Raw genomic sequence first — 15,727 nt, forward strand, 5'->3', positions numbered from 1 at the left:
GTTGAAGGTACACACATTGCTTAAACAACGAATTTTAACCTCACTTGTACTTGCGCCACTTGCACTTGTACTGGTTTTTTATACCCCACTTACTTTATTTAGTTATATCGCCGCCGGTATTGTTTTACTCGGTGCGTGGGAATGGTCTGCTTTTATGGGCTTATGCGATAAATTCAAACGGCTAGGCTTTGTTGCTGCGACCGCTATCATTCTTGCTCTGCTGAATTGGCACTGGCCGATAGAGTCGCTTTGGCAAAACGGTAAACTGGTGGGCGATGCTAATTATTTGTTTACCTTGTCATTCGCGTGGTGGATTGTTGCCACTTATTTAGTATGGCGCTACCCGGCCATGGCCAAAGCATGGAATGAAGGTCTTGTGATGCGAGCGATAGCAGGCTTTCTAACCCTCGTGCCATTATGGTTGGCGTTAAATACCTTAAGAAGTGCGGGCTATAACGAATCGACTCACTTTGGTTCAATGCTTATTTTAGTGGTTTTAGGTATTGTTTGGAGCGCAGACATCGGTGCTTATTTTACAGGCAAGAACTTAGGAAAACGTAAATTAATGCCTAAAGTCAGCCCTAATAAAACCATTGAAGGGCTACTTGGTGGTGTCGTCGCATCGGTTATCTTCGTGTTGGCTTTTTGTCACTTTAGCGATGTTGATATGGCTGTTTGGCCTGTTTATGCCATTATGACTGCATTTATAGCACTGTTTTCTGCGGTGGGTGACTTACTTGAAAGTATGTTTAAGCGTGAAGCGGGTTTAAAAGACAGCGGTTCATGCTTACCTGGTCATGGCGGTATTTTAGACCGTATTGACAGCCTAACTGCTGCAGCACCTATTTTTGTCCTTTGTTATGCATGGACATTGAGTTTATGAGTAAGACTGAACAACTGGTAGTGCTTGGTGCAACAGGTTCAATAGGCCTAAGCACGTTAGATGTTGTTGCTCGAAATACAGATCGCTTCGCTATTTTTGCGTTAACCGCAGGGCAAAATGCTGAAAAAATGGCTGAGCTTTGCTTAGCGCATCAACCGAAATTTGCAGTTATGGCTAATAACGCGGCAGCAAAGGCGTTATCAAGCTTACTTGCAAATACACCCTGTACGACCGAAGTGCTTGCAGGCGTAGAAGCAATGAGCGAGCTTGCGGCTCACCCCGAGGTTAATACAGTGATGTCGGCTATTGTGGGAGCAGCAGGCTTACTACCCACCTTGAGTGCCGTTGAAGCAGGTAAAAAAGTACTGCTTGCTAATAAAGAGTCGTTGGTGATGTCAGGTCAGTTGTTTATCGACAAAGTAAAGCAACATGGCGCAACATTACTGCCAATTGATAGCGAACATAATGCTATTTTTCAATGCATGCCTGCATCATTACAAAACACATCAGGGTTACTTGGTGATAACGGCGTGAGCAAAATCTTGTTAACGGGCTCTGGTGGTCCATTTTTAACACGTGATTTAGCCACCTTATCATCTGTTACAGTCGCTGAGGCGGTGGCTCACCCTAACTGGTCTATGGGACAAAAGATTTCTGTTGATTCAGCGACCATGATGAACAAAGGCCTCGAATTCATTGAAGCTAAATGGTTATTTAACTGTCACGCCAGTGATATTGAAGTGGTCATTCATCCGCAAAGTATTATTCACTCAATGGTACAGTATCAAGATGGCTCTGTGCTTGCGCAAATGGGGAATCCAGATATGCGCACACCTATCGCACATGCACTTGCTTTTCCAGATCGTCTTGATGCAGGTGTGAAGCCCCTCGACTTTTCAGAGCTAGCTGATTTTACGTTTACTAAACCTGATTATGCACGTTATCCAAATTTAAAATTAGCAATAGATGCCAGTGAAATGGGGCAAGGTGCAACAACGACAGTCAACGCTGCCAATGAAGTAGCTGTTGCGGCATTTTTAAATGGGCAAATTGGCTTTACAGATATTTTCCGTGTTAATGCGCAGACATTAGAGTCAACCTTGAATGTTAATGTACAAACACTTGAAGAAATATTAGCGTGCGATAAAGCTGCACGTATGAAAGCGCTTGAACTTGTTAAAAAGGGCATGAATTAAGATGTTTGATTTTTTCTGGAATTTAGGCTCATTCATTCTTGCATTGGGAATTTTAGTGACCGTGCATGAATATGGTCATTTTTGGGTGGCGCGTAAAGCCGGCGTAAAGGTTTTACGCTTTTCAATTGGCTTTGGCAAACCACTTATAAAATGGTACGACAAGCATAAAACAGAATACGTCATTGCTGCTATTCCATTGGGTGGCTATGTTAAAATGCTGGATGAACGAGTTGACGAAGTCCCGCCGGAGCAGCGCCATCTATCATTTAATGCCAAATCTGTAAAAGCCCGTATTGCCATTGTTGCAGCGGGTCCCATGGCGAACTTCTTATTTGCTATTTTTGCCCTTGCGGTAATGTATATGGTGGGCGTACAGTCACTAAAACCTGTCGTTGGTGAGGTCACGCAAGGTAGTCGTGCAGAAGCCGCAAATATCGAACCAAACCAACAAATCATCAAAATAGGTGAAGATGATATTAGCACTTGGCAAGATGCTACTTTCTCATTAATGAGTCGTTTAGGTGAGCAAAGTGTTGTGGTGACATTACGCGACCAAAATTACCAAAAGCATGTTCGTACATTGAACCTAGATGGCTGGAAGTTAGACCAACAAGATGTGCCTCCGTTAACGTCGATTGGTATTGTTCCATTTAGACCTCAAGCGACATTAACGGTCGCGCAAATCAATAAAGGTTCTGCAGCTGAGCGGGCTGGTCTTCAGGTAAATGATACAATCTCAGCCGTAAATGGTGAAAATATCAGCGATTGGACCCAGTTAGTCTCTATTATTCAACAATCACCTAACAAATCCTTACAATTTAGTGTAAAAAGGCAAGGTAGCATTGAGTCACTTACCGTCACACCCGATGGCCGTGATAATGATGCTGGCGTGTTGCAAGGGTTTTTAGGGGTTGCACCAAAGGTTGAGCCTTGGCCAGAAAACTACATTGAAACTAGACATTATGGCCCCGTCGATAGTATTGTGCTGGGCATACAAGAAACATGGCGTTTAATAACCTTAAGTTTTGATATGATTGGCAACCTCATTACGGGTCAAGTGTCAGTTAAAAACTTAAGTGGGCCCGTAGGCATTGCAGTGGGGGCGGGGACTAGCGTAAGCTATGGCTTGGTTGCATTTTTAAGCTTTTTAGCTTTGATCAGTGTTAACCTTGGCGTATTTAACTTATTGCCGTTGCCAGTGCTTGATGGTGGGCACTTAATGTATTACATAATTGAACTTTTTCGTAAGAAGCCTGTCTCTGAAAAGACACAAGAGTTTGGTTTTAAATTGGGCGCCTTACTGCTCATATTTTTAACATGTTTCGCTTTGTTCAATGATGTATCACGTTTATAACAAGTAAGCGGAAAATTCCAATTTGAACACGATTGTAAAACACCGCAAAAAGTTAAATTTACAAGGTGTTGAGCGGTAATACAGTTGTAAAGGATAAAGATAACAAAATGGCTATAAAAAAACATTTGGCAGTTTCAAGTTTATTAGGTGCAAGCTTTGCAGCCCTAGGCCAAAACTCCTTTATTGTAGAAGATTTAAAAGTTGAAGGTTTACAACGTGTTGCATTAGGTGCAGCACTGACGCATATTCCGATCAACGTGGGCGATAATATTGATGAGTACACAATTTCAAGAACCATAAAGTCACTCTATCGTTCAGGTCACTTTGATAATATTAAAGCGTTGCGTGACGGTAATAATGTTATTTTCCGTGTCACTGAGCGCCCAACAATCAGCTTGATTGAGTTCGACGGCAATAAAGATATTAAAGATGAGCAGCTAAACGAATCACTTGATCAACAAGATATTCGTACCGGTGAGCCTCTTGATAAAACCGTTCTTGATAATATTGAAAAAGGGCTTGTTGAGTTCTTTCATAGTATTGGTAAATACAATGCTAAAGTTGAAGTTAGCATCACCAAGCTACCTCGCAACCGCGTAAAGTTATTATTTAAGTTTGATGAAGGTGACGCTGCGTCAATTCGTCAAATAAACCTTGTTGGTAATGAACTTTTCTCAGATGAAGAACTACTCAAGTTGGCTGAATCTCAACAAGATTTGCCATGGTGGAAGTTCATGTCAAGTGACCGCTATCAGAAACAAACGATTGAAGGCGATCTTGAGAAAATCCGCAGTTACTATTTAGACCGTGGTTACTTACGCTTTAATATTGATTCCACACAAGTGTCTGTGAGCCCTGAGCGAGATTCAGTTTATGTGACTGCAAACATGACTGAGGGTGTTAAATACACCGTAAAAGGGTTTGACTTTATCGGTGACTTACTTGGCCGCGAAGAGCTTATTAAAAGTGTTATTCCACTTAAAGCGGGTGAGTTGTACAATGGCTCTGTGGTTACCTCATCAGAAGAGTTTATTAAGAGCTACCTAGCCCGATTTGGCTATGCGAATGCAGAAGTTCGCACGATTCCTGAAATCGATGATGAAAATAAAGAAGTGCAGTTAACGCTGTCGGTAGACCCTGGCAAGCGTGTATATGTGCGCCGTATTATCGTTGGAGGTAACCAAAATACCTCAGATGAAGTTGTTCGTCGTGAAATGACTCAGCTTGAAGGTGCGTGGCTATCTAATCAAAACCTAGAGCGTTCTAAATTGCAAATCCAACGTTTGCCGTATATGGAAAGCGTTGATTTCAATGTTGTTCCTGTACCAGGTGTTGATGACCAAGTAGACGTTGATTTTACTGTGAAAGAACAGTCAGCAGGTAGCTTTAATGCAGGTCTTGCATATGGCTCTTACTTAGGTCTGCAATTTAACATTGGTGTCAGTGAATCGAACTTCTTAGGTACTGGTAACCAAATTGGTTTTAATATCAATACGTCACGTGGTTCAGAGCGTATTAGCTTATCGTATACTGATCCGTACTTCACCCCTGATGGTGTTTCGCAGGGCAGTAGCATTTTCTATAGTAACTATGATGCAAGTAAATTTAGCCTCATCGACTATAAATCGAAAAGCTACGGTATTGGTACCAATATTGGTTTCCCAATTGATGCTGTAAACCGTATTAATTTCGGTATCCGTTGGATTGAAGAAGAGTTATCGGATATCGCTGAATACGAGCAAACACGCGTAATGCGAGAAACCTTCTTAGACCCTGAAAACCCAGATGCTGGCTTTAACTTTACTAAATATGAGTTGAGCACGGGATGGTCGCGTGTGACAGTAAACCGTGGTTTATTCCCATCAGCGGGTTCGCGTCAATCACTTAATCTAACAGCAACAACACCGAACTCAGATTTAACTTACTTTAAGTTAAATTATGACTCACGTTTTTACTGGCCGATTAGCAATGACCATCGTTGGGTATTCTCAACACGTGCAGCGCTTGCTTATGGTAATGGTTACGGTTCAACCAATGGGTTTGATCAAACATTACCGTTCCAAGAGTACTTCCGTATTACTGAGATGGAATTACGTGGTTTTGATAGAAATACCATTTTACCACGTGCTGTATCACGTACACCGCAAACTATTCCGGGCACGCCACTTGAAGATGGGACAACAACCGGCAGTATTGGTGGGGCGTCAGAATTTGACGTACTAACATTACAAGGCCGAATTGGTGGTAATGCCAAAGCGGTTGCAGGGATGGAGCTGATTGTTCCAACCCCATTCTTGGATGAAGAAAATACGAGTTCTGTACGTACAAGCTTCTTCGTAGATGCTGCGAACGTATGGGATACAGAGTTTAACGTTGACCGTTATCAAAACTTAGCCCCTGATCAACGCGCAAAATTAGAGGATTATTCAGATCCGATGCGCTTTAGGGTATCAACCGGTCTTTCATTACAATGGATCTCTCCAATGGGTCCAATGCTGATCAGTTTTGCGTATCCATTGCAAAAAGAAGAAGATGACGATACGAAAACCATCAGCTTTAATATTAGTAATACATTCTAAAGGAGTTTTTTGTGAAAAAATCAATTAAATCAACAGCGTTTGCACTACTTGCTACTTTGTCAATGGGGTTGTCTACCAGTGCATTTGCACATAAAGTCGCTATTGTTGACATGCAAGAAATCTATAAGCAAATTCCTCAAATGGCAAAAGTAGAGCAAACACTTGAAGCTGAGTTTGCCGAACGCCGTCAAGAGCTTGAAAAATTGCAGGGTGATATCCGTTTTGAAGCTGAAAAGTTCAAGCGTGAAGCAACAACAATGAGTGACAAGCAAAAAGAAGAATTACGTACTAAGATTCAAGGCATGCAACAACAACTTGCTGAAAAGGGTCGTCCTTTAGAGCAAGAAATCAAAATGCGTCAAAACCAAGAGTTAGCAAAAGTTCAAAAGCTAATTCTAGATGCGATTGAAGAAGTTGCTAAAGCAGGTAAGTACGACGAAGTAAAAGTTAAAGAAACAACAATTTACGTTAACCCTAAAACAGTGTCTGACTTATCAGATAAAGTTGTTGAAAAAGTAAGTAAGCAATAGAAATTACATATGCAAAACTACACGCTTTCGCAGATTGCGGATCTTTTGGGTGCTGAGCTACACGGCGATGGCACTCAAGAGATTAAAAAAATATCAACACTTGCAAATGCCCAATCTGGGCATATTGCATTTTTGGCGAACAAAAAATATCGTTCTCAGTTAGAGAGTACCAATGCCAGTGCGGTGATTTTATCACCGGCAGATGCCGACTATTTTAGTGGCAATAAGCTGGTTATTGCTAACCCTTATGTATGCTACGCCAAGCTTGCCCAGTTAATGGATACAACACCTCGCAGCGCATCAGTAGGGATACACCCTAGTGCAGTCATTCATGATTCAGCATCAATTGGAGATAATGTCTCGATCGCTGCCAATGTGGTGATAGAAGCAAATGCAGTCATCGCAAACGATGTACAGATTGGTCCAGGTTGCTTTATTGGTGAGCAGGTAAAAATAGGCCAAGGAACAAAGCTTTGGGCTAATGTCAGTATTTACCATGAAGTTGAAATTGGCAGTGACTGCCTGTTTCAAGCAAATACAGTTGTAGGAAGCGATGGTTTTGGTTACGCCAATGAGCGTGGTGAATGGATTAAAATACCGCAATTAGGACGTGTAATTATTGGTGATAAAGTTGAAGTCGGTGCCTCAACAACGATTGATCGTGGCGCACTTGATGACACACTCATCCATAGTAATGTAATTATCGATAATCAATGTCAAATAGCGCATAATGTCGAGATCGGTTCGGGTACAGCAGTTGCTGGCTGCACTGTTTTTGCCGGCAGTGTTGTTGTTGGTAAACATTGTCAAATTGGCGGCATGGTTGCAATTAATGGTCACATCAGTGTCTGTGATGGTGCTATAATCACGGGCATGAGTATGGTGACAAAAGCAATCAGTGAACCTGGGATTTACTCATCAGGTTTGCCTCATCAAAACAACAAAGAATGGCGTCGTAGTATTGCCCATATCCGAAACCTTGGTGATATGAAAGACCGCTTAAAAGCACTTGAGTCACTGACTAAGTCACTCAATATTGAAGACAAATAAGGATGCTATTTTGGCAAATGAATTAAATAGTCTTGATATTCAAGATATCTTGAATTTACTTCCGCATCGTTATCCGATGTTACTTGTTGATCGTGTATTAGATTACACGCCAGGCGAGTCGTTACATGCAATTAAAAATGTAACAGTGAATGAACCTATTTTTACAGGCCACTTTCCGAATCAACCAATTTTTCCAGGTGTGTTGATATTAGAAGCAATGGCTCAAGCAACTGGCTTGTTAGGTTTTAAAACAGTTGAAAATCGTAGCGATAATGAACTTTACTTGTTTGCTGCCATTGACAATGCACGATTTAAGCAACCAGTATTACCTGGCGATACTATGCATTTGCATGTAGAGTTTGTTAAAGAGCGCCGCAATATATGGAAGTTTGCAGCAGAAGCAAAAGTTGACGGCAAAGTAGTGTGTACTGCCGAAATCATGTGTGCGAGAAGAGAGTTTTAATAGTGATCCATCCTACGGCAATAATCGAACCAGGTGCGAAGCTTGGAAAAAATGTCTCAGTTGGCCCTTATAGCTATATTGGCAACGATGTAACGATTGGTGATAACTGTATCATTGAGTCTCATGTGGTTGTCAAAGGCCCATCGACAATTGGTTCTGGTAACCATATTTTTCAGTTTGCATCGGTTGGTGAAGCTTGCCAAGACAAAAAATACGCGAATGAGCCAACTACTTTAATTATGGGTGACAACAATGTTATTCGTGAATGTGCAACAATTCACCGTGGCACTATTCAAGATCAAGGTGTGACTAAAATTGGTAGCAACAACTTGTTTATGGCTTACACGCACGTTGCTCATGACGCAGTCGTGGGTGATAACGTGATTTTTGCTAACAACGCCTCTGTTGCTGGTCATGTGCACGTAGGTGATTGGGTGATCCTTGCGGGTAACTCAGGTGTTCACCAGTTTTGTAAGATTGGTGCACATGCTTTTGTTGGTATGTACTCAGGCGTTAATAAAGACGTACCGCCGTTTGTTACAACCATTGGTACGCCAGCAGGCCCAGTCGCAATCAATACTGAAGGTATGAAACGTCGTGGCTTTGAAAGTGATGAAGTAATGGCGACTCGACGTGCTTACAAGACACTTTATCGTAAGAGCCTAGGTGTTGAAGAAGCAATCGCTGAGCTGAGCGAAGATGCTGCGAAGTACCCAGCTGTTCAGCTGATGATAGACTTCGTGAAAAGCTCTGAGCGCGGAATTATTCGCTAATCATAAGCGAACCTCTACAAAAGCCACCGTGAGGTGGCTTTTTTGTTTTTATAGTTCAGGTTTTGCTAAGTCAGTGCTTGCTATCTTCACAGCAAAAAAGGATCTAGTAATATGAATAAACTCATCGTCTTTGCATTGTTAAGCTTAATTTTAAGTGGCTGTAGTAGCTCGCCTACAATAAACTCAAGTGCTGAGGTACAAAGAGGTAAAGCCAGCTTTTATGCGGACAAATACCATGGCCGTACAACGGCCAGCGGTACAGTGTTTAATCAACAAGCATTGAGTGCAGCTCACCAAGATCTCGCTTTTGGTACCCGCGTAAAAGTGACTAATATTGCAAATAATAAAAGTGTGATTGTTAGTATTAACGACCGTGGTCCGTTTGTTCACGGTCGAATTATTGATTTGTCTAAAAAGGCATTTTCACAAATAGCTTCTTTGCAGCAAGGTGTTATTGACGTTACCGTTGAGCAACTTGATTAAAAACGAGTGATGAGCTCGACATAATCAGGCTCATTCTCAACCAGCTCAGCATGGCTTGTCATTGCTCTTATTTGCCCTTGTTCTAACCAAATGACTTTATCAACACGATTCAACATAACAGGATCATGACTGATCGTTAGCACGGTTTTATCAGCCCAGACCTTTTCGAGTGTATTAAGTAAACTGTACTTAGTGTGGTTATCTAAGCTTTCTGTTGGTTCATCAAGAACCACAAAATTACCTTGTCTTAATAATGCTTGCGCAATAGCAATACGACGTGACTGACCATGAGAGAGTTTTCTTCCTGCGGTGCCTAATCGGGTATTGAGGCCGTTTTTTAAGTTATTCAGCCATGAGCCAAGTTCTGCTTGTTTACAGGCTTCTATAAGCACCTTATCAGTCGCCTCCGGTGCTGCATAGCGAAGGTTATCCCTTAGTGTGCCATCAAAAATATGATGCTGTTGGGCGACAATTGTGAGCTGCATAAAGCGTTCGTTAGCGTCTAGGCTACTAAGTTCAACACTGTGTTCTGCCGCTAACAGTTTTAATGAGCCAGACTGTAAAGGCCAAAGTCCCGTGAGTAAATTTACTAATGTTGTTTTACCGCTGCCACTTGCGCCAACCAGTGCTACTTTGTTGCCAGCTGCAATGGATAGATTAATATCCCTCAAAGCGTAGTTATGCGCCCCAGAGTATTGATAACTCACGTTAGTTAATTCTAAGCCGAGCGCGTGTTGATTGTTTACTTGGTCGTGCTTTTTGTAAGGTGCTGGTGTTTGTTTGTCCTCTAGCGAAAATAACCGCTCTGCTGCACTTAAAGCGACAGGGAGCTCGATAAAAGCTGCGGGCAGGGTAAGTACAGTTTCAAAACTAGCCAAGACGAATAGTGCGAGCATTGCCAATTCAACATTTTTCATAGCGCCTGTTGCAACCAAAGGAATAATTACAAAAACGCTTGCAAGCATAGTTAACTGTACAACAAAGGTGCTTAAACCATTGCTGTTCGCGATGGCTTTATGGCGAGTATAGAGTTGCGAATTATATTGCTGACTTAGTGTATCGCAGCGTGTTAACTGAGCATCATGTGCTTGATAAATTGCAAGTTCACGGCTTCCTTTTAACGTATCGGCAAGCTCAGCTCTTAGCTCAGCTGAAAGTCTGGTCTCGGCATCTGCTTGTTTGTGTAGTTTATGACTCAATAAGACTGGTAGCAGCACACCAATTATCATCAATGATATAAAACAAATCAAAGCCACATTCGCGTTGTATGCGCTCATAAATGCCATGACAATTGGAATAGTAAATAAGGCTATTATGATGGGAAGTAAGACATTCAAGTAAAATTTATCAAGGGCATCCACATCATTTTGCAAACGATTCACAAGGTCGGCACTGCGACTCATTGCCAAATCAACGTTGTTGAGTCGGCTCAGTGTTGCAAACATTTTTACACGAATTTCGCTTAGTAATAAAAATGTAGCATTGTGAGTGATCATTCGTTCGCCGTACCGTGATGCGGTTCTTACAATGGCTAAAAAGCGAATCACTCCTGCAGGTGTAAAATAATTCATATGTACACCTGCAATGCCAGCGGCTGCCATTGCTGCTAAAAACCAGCCAGATATTGCAAGCAAACCAACATTGGCAAGCACAGTCAAGCTTGCTAAAAAGGCGCCCAGTAGCAGCATACCAGCATGAGGTTTGCACAGTTTTAATAAGCGAATGAAGTTATACATGCGCTTCACCTCGACTCACAAGCTTAGCAAACAGACCCGCTTGTTCAGTAAGTTGTTGATAATGACCCGACTCGATAATTTTACCTTGCTGCATAACGTAAATATTGTCCGCGTGTTTTACCGTATTAAGCCTATGAGCAATAACCAGCACTAAATGATCGTTTGCATAATCTCGGATTGCTTGATTGATTAGCTGCTCTGTTTGGCTGTCTAAGTGTGCTGTTGGCTCATCAAGCATTAGAATTGGTGCATTCTTTAAAAACGCACGAGCAAGGGCAATACGCTGCTTTTGGCCGCCTGAGAGACCTTCCCCTTGTTCACCCAGCATAGTATCAAAGCCATTTGGTAGGGCGTTAATAAACTCAAGTGCGCCTGCTTTTCGAGTGGCCGCAATAAGTTCATCATGGCTTGCATCTGGTTTGGCAAGGCGTAGATTGTCGGCAACACTTCGATAAAATAGTGTGGCTTGCTGTGGGATCCACGCAAGTTGCGCCTGCCAATTATGTAGTGCGATATCACTGAGTGCTTGTCCGTTAATATTGATAGCACTGTTAGCTTGATGGTGAAAACCTAAAAGGCAATCAAATAGGGTACTTTTACCTGAGCCACTCTCTCCAACAAATGCAATTAACCCTTTATTTGGCAGACTAAAATTAATGTCGGTGACCCCTTCGTTTGTGTCAGGGTAATGATAGGTGAGTCCATGCACATGTATGTCTTTTAGTGGTGTTGATAGTTGTGATGAACCCGTATGCTCATGTGCTTCGCTGTGATTAACGATGTCGACCATATCAGCAGCGGCGCTGACCCCTTCTAACTTTGCGTGATAGTGAGTGCCCATTTGTCGAAGTGGTAAGTAAAACTCAGGCGCAAGTAATAGCACCACAAACCCAGTGGCAAAATCAAGGGTACCAAAAAACAGTCTAAAACCGATAATAACTGCAACAAGTGCAACACTAATGGTGGCTAAAAACTCCAAGGCGAAAGAGGATAAAAAGGCAACTTTCAACACCCCCATGGTTGCACCACGGTAGTCATCAGAAATCTGGCTAATATTATTAAGCTCGCGTTTGGTCGCATTAAACAGCTTAAGCTGAGTCAGTCCTTGCAAGCGGTCAAAAAAGTAATTGCCAAGTACCGCGAGCTGTTGCCAACGTTCTTGGTTGAGTTGCTCCGCTTTGTGACCGACTAAAATCATAAAAAATGGAATAAGCGGGGCAGTTAACAGGAAAATAAGCCCTGCTTTATAATCGGTTGGAAAAATAACCACTAAAATAGCGAGTGGAATAAGTGCGCTATATGCCACGCTTGGAATGTAGTTTGCGTAATATTGATGAAGCGCTTCAACACCATTATGTAAAGTGTTAAGTGTTGCGCCGTGCCCTTTGTGTTCGCTGTAAGCAGGGCCTAGTTTAGTTAACTTCGCAAGTAATGTATTGCGCATCACCGTTTTTATTTTTAATGCGGCAAGGCTACTCACTCGCTCACTAAATGCAACTAATAGGGCGCGTAGTACAATAAGACCTGCAAGAGGCCATAGTAACGGAGTGACAGCTTGCAAACTTGCTTGCTCAAACATAACTTGATGAACCGCGTTTGCCAGTAAATAGCAAGAGGCAATCATTAACAGGGCATTGAGTGTGCCCAGACTAATGCTTAGTTTCAGAAGCCCTGAAGCGGACTGGCTATATTGCTTTAAGAACGCGCGCAGCGTTTGCTGCTGCGCGCGATTTGGTCGGGGTTTAGTTGTCATCGTTGTTTTTGAGTCTCGCGTACAGCTCTAGCTCATCATCAGCGATGGAATCTTTATGTTGGTGAAATTCGTACCACATGACGTTGATAACCCCAAGTGTACAGGCTAATAGAACACCTAATATCCAGGCGAAATACCACATAATTAAATCTCCTTAATAGCTACCGTGCGTGTTGTTTTCAATTTCACTAATCGTTACTTTGCGCCACATTTTCACATAACACCAAGTGGTGTAAAGAAGAATGAGTGGTACAAAAATGACTGCAGCAATAAACATCACATTTAATGTCATATGGCTCGAAACCGCGTCCCACATCGTTAGACTAATATTAGGATTATTGCTCGATGGCATCACAAACGGGAACATTGACATACCTGCTGTAAGAATCACACCTGCAAGCATTAGACTTGAGGATACAAGTGCTAGCGCAGGCTTGTGTAATTTTGAAAATACCAGTGCCAGAATAGCCATTACAAATGCAAGAGCAGGGAACAACATGGTTAATGGCATTTTACTGTAGTTGTCAAGCCATGCTCCAGGCGCTTGGGCTACGGTTTTTGCAAGTGGATTTGCATAACCTTGCGTATCACCCATGCTAACAATTCGATAGCCTTCAATTTGTGATATCCACACACCAGCAATAGCAAATAACACAATAAATGCCATGAGTGCGTATCGTCCATACTGTGCTGAGCGTTTTGCAACCTCAGCATCTGTTCTAAGTTGTAACCACATACCAGCATGTCCGACTAGCATCAATACACTGATCAAGCCTGCAACAATTGCAAAAGGATTAAGTAAGGCAAAGAATGAGCCTTGATAGCTTACACGCAATAGGTCATCAATATGGTACGGCACACCTAATAATAAGTTACCAAATGCGACCCCAAAAACGAGCGCAGGAATAAAGCTGCCAGCAAAAAGCCCCCAATCCCAATTGTTACGCCAACGGGTTGACTCAATTTTAGAGCGGTAATCGAAACCAAGGGGTCTAAAAAAGAGTGCGAATAACACCAGCATCATGGCAAAGTAAAAGCCTGAGAAGGCCGCAGCATAGACCATAGGCCATGCTGCAAATAGTGCGCCCCCAGCGGTGATAAACCACACTTGGTTACCATCCCAGTGAGCACCAATGGTGTTAATAACTGTTCTACGTTCTACATCTGTTTTACCTACTAGGCGAAGCAAAATTGCTACACCCATATCCATGCCATCGGTCACGGCAAAACCAATCAGTAATACACCGATTAGTAGCCACCAGATAAATTTAAGTGTTTCGTAATCAAAAATCATGACTGAGCTCCTTGGCTATCTACTTTAGCAAGTTCATGATGATATTTACCTGTATGAAGCGAGCTTGGGCCTTGCTTAATAAAGCGCAGCATTAACCAGCCTTCTACCGCAGCAAGCCCTGTATAAAATACAATAAAGCCTGTGATACTAATCAAAAGATCATTAACGGTCAGTGACGATGTTGCTAAAAAGGTTGGTAAAATTTCTGATATAGCCCAAGGTTGACGGCCGTATTCAGCGACAATCCAACCAAACTCAATGGCAATCCAAGGAAGTGGAATACTCCATACCGCAGCCCATAATAACCAGCGTTTTTGTTCAATTACACGGTGTGCATTGTAATAAAATGCCAGAACAAATACCCCAAGCATAAGTACACCGCAGCCCACCATGATTCTAAATGACCAAAACATTGGGCCTACTTTAGGGAAGGAGTCTTTTACTGCTTTTTGAATATGTTCTTCTGTGGCATCAACGACATTTGGCGTATAACGTTTTAAAAGTAAACCGTAGCCTAAATCATCTTTTAGTGTGTCAAACTTGGCAATATTTTCAGCTGTATCATCACCGCTACGAAGCTTTTCAAGGTATTCATAGGCAAGCATACCGTTGCGAATACGTACTTCATGTAGTTTTTCAAGCTCTTTGATACCGGTTACTTGCTCATCTATTGAGCGTGTTGCAATAATACCCATAACATAAGGGATTTTAACCGCAGCATGCGTGACTTGTTCTTCCGAGTCAGGAATACCGACTAAGGTGAATGCCGCAGGCGCTTCTTCGGTGTGCCACTCAGCTTCAATGGTGGCGAGTTTTACCTTTTGAACTTCACCCACTTCATAGCCAGATTCATCCCCAAGTAAAATAACACACAGAATAGAGGCAAGACCAAAACCAGAAGCCACCGAGAATGAACGTTTAGCAAAAGCGAGGTCACGACCTTTTAAGATGTACCAGCTACTAATGCCTAATACAAACATCGAGGCAGCAACATAACCTGCAGATACCGTATGAATAAATTTAACCTGCGCAACAGGGTTAAACACAAGCTCAGCAAAGCTGGTCATTTCCATACGCATGGTTTGATAGTTAAACTCTGCCCCCACTGGGTTTTGCATCCAACCGTTAGCAATTAAAATCCACAGTGCAGACAGGTTAGTGCCCAGTGCCATTAAAAAGGTTGCTGCAAGGTGCTGGCGCTTTGTTAATCGTTCCCAGCCTAAAAAGAACATACCTACGAACGTCGATTCGAGGAAAAAGGCCATTAGACCTTCAATGGCAAGAGGTGCGCCGAAAATATCGCCCACATAGTGAGAGTAATAAGACCAGTTGGTACCAAACTCAAACTCCATGGTTAGACCTGTAGCCACACCAATAGCAAAGTTTATACCAAACAACTTACCCCAAAACTTAGTCATATCACGATAAATTTCGCGACCAGTCATCACATAAACGGACTCCATGATCACTAAAATCCACGTCATACCTAAGGTAAGAGGAACAAATAGGAAGTGAAATAGGGCAGTGATTGCAAATTGCAATCGCGATAGATCCACAAACGTTTCATCTATCATTGGTTGGCTCCTTGTAAACGGTGCGGTAGACACGACAAATTAAATTATTCAAGTTTCAG

The 15,727-nt window shown here is 42.3% G+C and carries 14 protein-coding genes; 9 read left to right on the top strand and 5 right to left on the bottom strand.

Annotated elements, in window-relative coordinates; genetic code table 11:
• Positions 1-16: 16 nt before the first annotated feature.
• From L3V38_RS02215 to L3V38_RS02255, 9 genes are all read left to right on the top strand, one after another.
• Complete coding sequence (locus L3V38_RS02215; RefSeq protein ID WP_130150609.1) at positions 17-883, top strand: phosphatidate cytidylyltransferase; 867 nt, start codon at positions 17-19, stop codon at positions 881-883.
• Entirely contained in the window at positions 880-2,079 is a 1,200-nt protein-coding gene (gene ispC, locus L3V38_RS02220) for a 1-deoxy-D-xylulose-5-phosphate reductoisomerase (RefSeq protein WP_237118224.1), read from the top strand. Before L3V38_RS02215 ends, ispC begins: the two co-directional genes overlap by 4 nt.
• Position 2,080: 1 nt before the next feature.
• On the top strand, positions 2,081-3,433 hold the full coding sequence (gene rseP / locus L3V38_RS02225) for a sigma E protease regulator RseP (RefSeq protein ID WP_237118225.1): 1,353 nt from the start codon (positions 2,081-2,083) through the stop codon (positions 3,431-3,433).
• Between the two features lie 107 nt (positions 3,434-3,540).
• A complete protein-coding gene (gene bamA, locus L3V38_RS02230; RefSeq protein WP_237118226.1) occupies positions 3,541-6,012 on the top strand; it encodes an outer membrane protein assembly factor BamA in 2,472 nt (823 codons plus the stop codon).
• An 11-nt stretch (positions 6,013-6,023) separates the two neighbouring features.
• A complete protein-coding gene (locus L3V38_RS02235; protein WP_062569881.1) occupies positions 6,024-6,542 on the top strand; it encodes an OmpH family outer membrane protein in 519 nt (172 codons plus the stop codon).
• A 9-nt stretch (positions 6,543-6,551) separates the two neighbouring features.
• On the top strand, positions 6,552-7,592 hold the full coding sequence (gene lpxD, locus L3V38_RS02240; RefSeq protein ID WP_237118227.1) for a UDP-3-O-(3-hydroxymyristoyl)glucosamine N-acyltransferase: 1,041 nt from the start codon (positions 6,552-6,554) through the stop codon (positions 7,590-7,592).
• 10 nt (positions 7,593-7,602) lie between these two features.
• Complete coding sequence (fabZ, locus tag L3V38_RS02245) at positions 7,603-8,055, top strand: 3-hydroxyacyl-ACP dehydratase FabZ (RefSeq protein ID WP_130150615.1); 453 nt, start codon at positions 7,603-7,605, stop codon at positions 8,053-8,055.
• Between the two features lie 2 nt (positions 8,056-8,057).
• On the top strand, positions 8,058-8,828 hold the full coding sequence (gene lpxA / locus L3V38_RS02250; protein ID WP_062569884.1) for an acyl-ACP--UDP-N-acetylglucosamine O-acyltransferase: 771 nt from the start codon (positions 8,058-8,060) through the stop codon (positions 8,826-8,828).
• Between the two features lie 111 nt (positions 8,829-8,939).
• Positions 8,940-9,311, top strand: coding sequence for a septal ring lytic transglycosylase RlpA family protein (locus L3V38_RS02255; RefSeq protein WP_237118228.1), 372 nt, complete (start codon positions 8,940-8,942; stop codon positions 9,309-9,311).
• On the opposite strand, the gene cydC is transcribed toward L3V38_RS02255, so the two are convergent.
• Genes cydC through L3V38_RS02280 form a run of 5 tightly spaced genes read right to left on the bottom strand, consistent with a single transcriptional unit; the run spans position 9,308 to position 15,668 of the window.
• Positions 9,308-11,047, bottom strand: coding sequence for a thiol reductant ABC exporter subunit CydC (gene cydC, locus L3V38_RS02260; protein ID WP_237118229.1), 1,740 nt, complete (start codon positions 11,045-11,047; stop codon positions 9,308-9,310). The genes L3V38_RS02255 and cydC overlap by 4 nt on opposite strands.
• Positions 11,040-12,800 (bottom strand): thiol reductant ABC exporter subunit CydD, encoded by a 1,761-nt coding sequence (cydD, locus tag L3V38_RS02265; RefSeq protein ID WP_237118230.1) that lies wholly within the window; start codon positions 12,798-12,800, stop codon positions 11,040-11,042. The genes cydC and cydD overlap by 8 nt, the downstream gene beginning before the upstream one ends.
• Positions 12,790-12,942 (bottom strand): cytochrome bd-I oxidase subunit CydX, encoded by a 153-nt coding sequence (gene cydX, locus L3V38_RS02270; RefSeq protein ID WP_036969707.1) that lies wholly within the window; start codon positions 12,940-12,942, stop codon positions 12,790-12,792. Before cydX ends, cydD begins: the two co-directional genes overlap by 11 nt.
• Positions 12,943-12,954: 12 nt before the next feature.
• Positions 12,955-14,094 (bottom strand): cytochrome d ubiquinol oxidase subunit II, encoded by a 1,140-nt coding sequence (gene cydB / locus L3V38_RS02275; protein WP_267136285.1) that lies wholly within the window; start codon positions 14,092-14,094, stop codon positions 12,955-12,957.
• Positions 14,091-15,668, bottom strand: coding sequence for a cytochrome ubiquinol oxidase subunit I (locus tag L3V38_RS02280; protein WP_237118231.1), 1,578 nt, complete (start codon positions 15,666-15,668; stop codon positions 14,091-14,093). Before L3V38_RS02280 ends, cydB begins: the two co-directional genes overlap by 4 nt.
• Positions 15,669-15,727: the final 59 nt, after the last annotated feature.

The organism is Pseudoalteromonas sp. L1 (assembly GCF_021728095.1).
Classification (GTDB): domain Bacteria; phylum Pseudomonadota; class Gammaproteobacteria; order Enterobacterales; family Alteromonadaceae; genus Pseudoalteromonas.

Excerpts from the sequence above, each read along its gene's own strand:
- ispC (WP_237118224.1), top strand. The coding sequence starts at position 880 with ATGAGTAAGACTGAACAACTGGTAGTGCTTGGTGCAACAGGTTCAATA.
- cydX (WP_036969707.1), bottom strand. The coding sequence starts at position 12,942 with ATGTGGTATTTCGCCTGGATATTAGGTGTTCTATTAGCCTGTACACTT.
- cydB (WP_267136285.1), bottom strand. The coding sequence starts at position 14,094 with ATGATTTTTGATTACGAAACACTTAAATTTATCTGGTGGCTACTAATC.
- cydD (WP_237118230.1), bottom strand. The coding sequence starts at position 12,800 with ATGACAACTAAACCCCGACCAAATCGCGCGCAGCAGCAAACGCTGCGC.
- L3V38_RS02280 (WP_237118231.1), bottom strand. The coding sequence starts at position 15,668 with ATGATAGATGAAACGTTTGTGGATCTATCGCGATTGCAATTTGCAATC.
- bamA (WP_237118226.1), top strand. The coding sequence starts at position 3,541 with ATGGCTATAAAAAAACATTTGGCAGTTTCAAGTTTATTAGGTGCAAGC.
- lpxD (WP_237118227.1), top strand. The coding sequence starts at position 6,552 with ATGCAAAACTACACGCTTTCGCAGATTGCGGATCTTTTGGGTGCTGAG.
- L3V38_RS02255 (WP_237118228.1), top strand. The coding sequence starts at position 8,940 with ATGAATAAACTCATCGTCTTTGCATTGTTAAGCTTAATTTTAAGTGGC.
- cydC (WP_237118229.1), bottom strand. The coding sequence starts at position 11,047 with ATGTATAACTTCATTCGCTTATTAAAACTGTGCAAACCTCATGCTGGT.
- rseP (WP_237118225.1), top strand. The coding sequence starts at position 2,081 with ATGTTTGATTTTTTCTGGAATTTAGGCTCATTCATTCTTGCATTGGGA.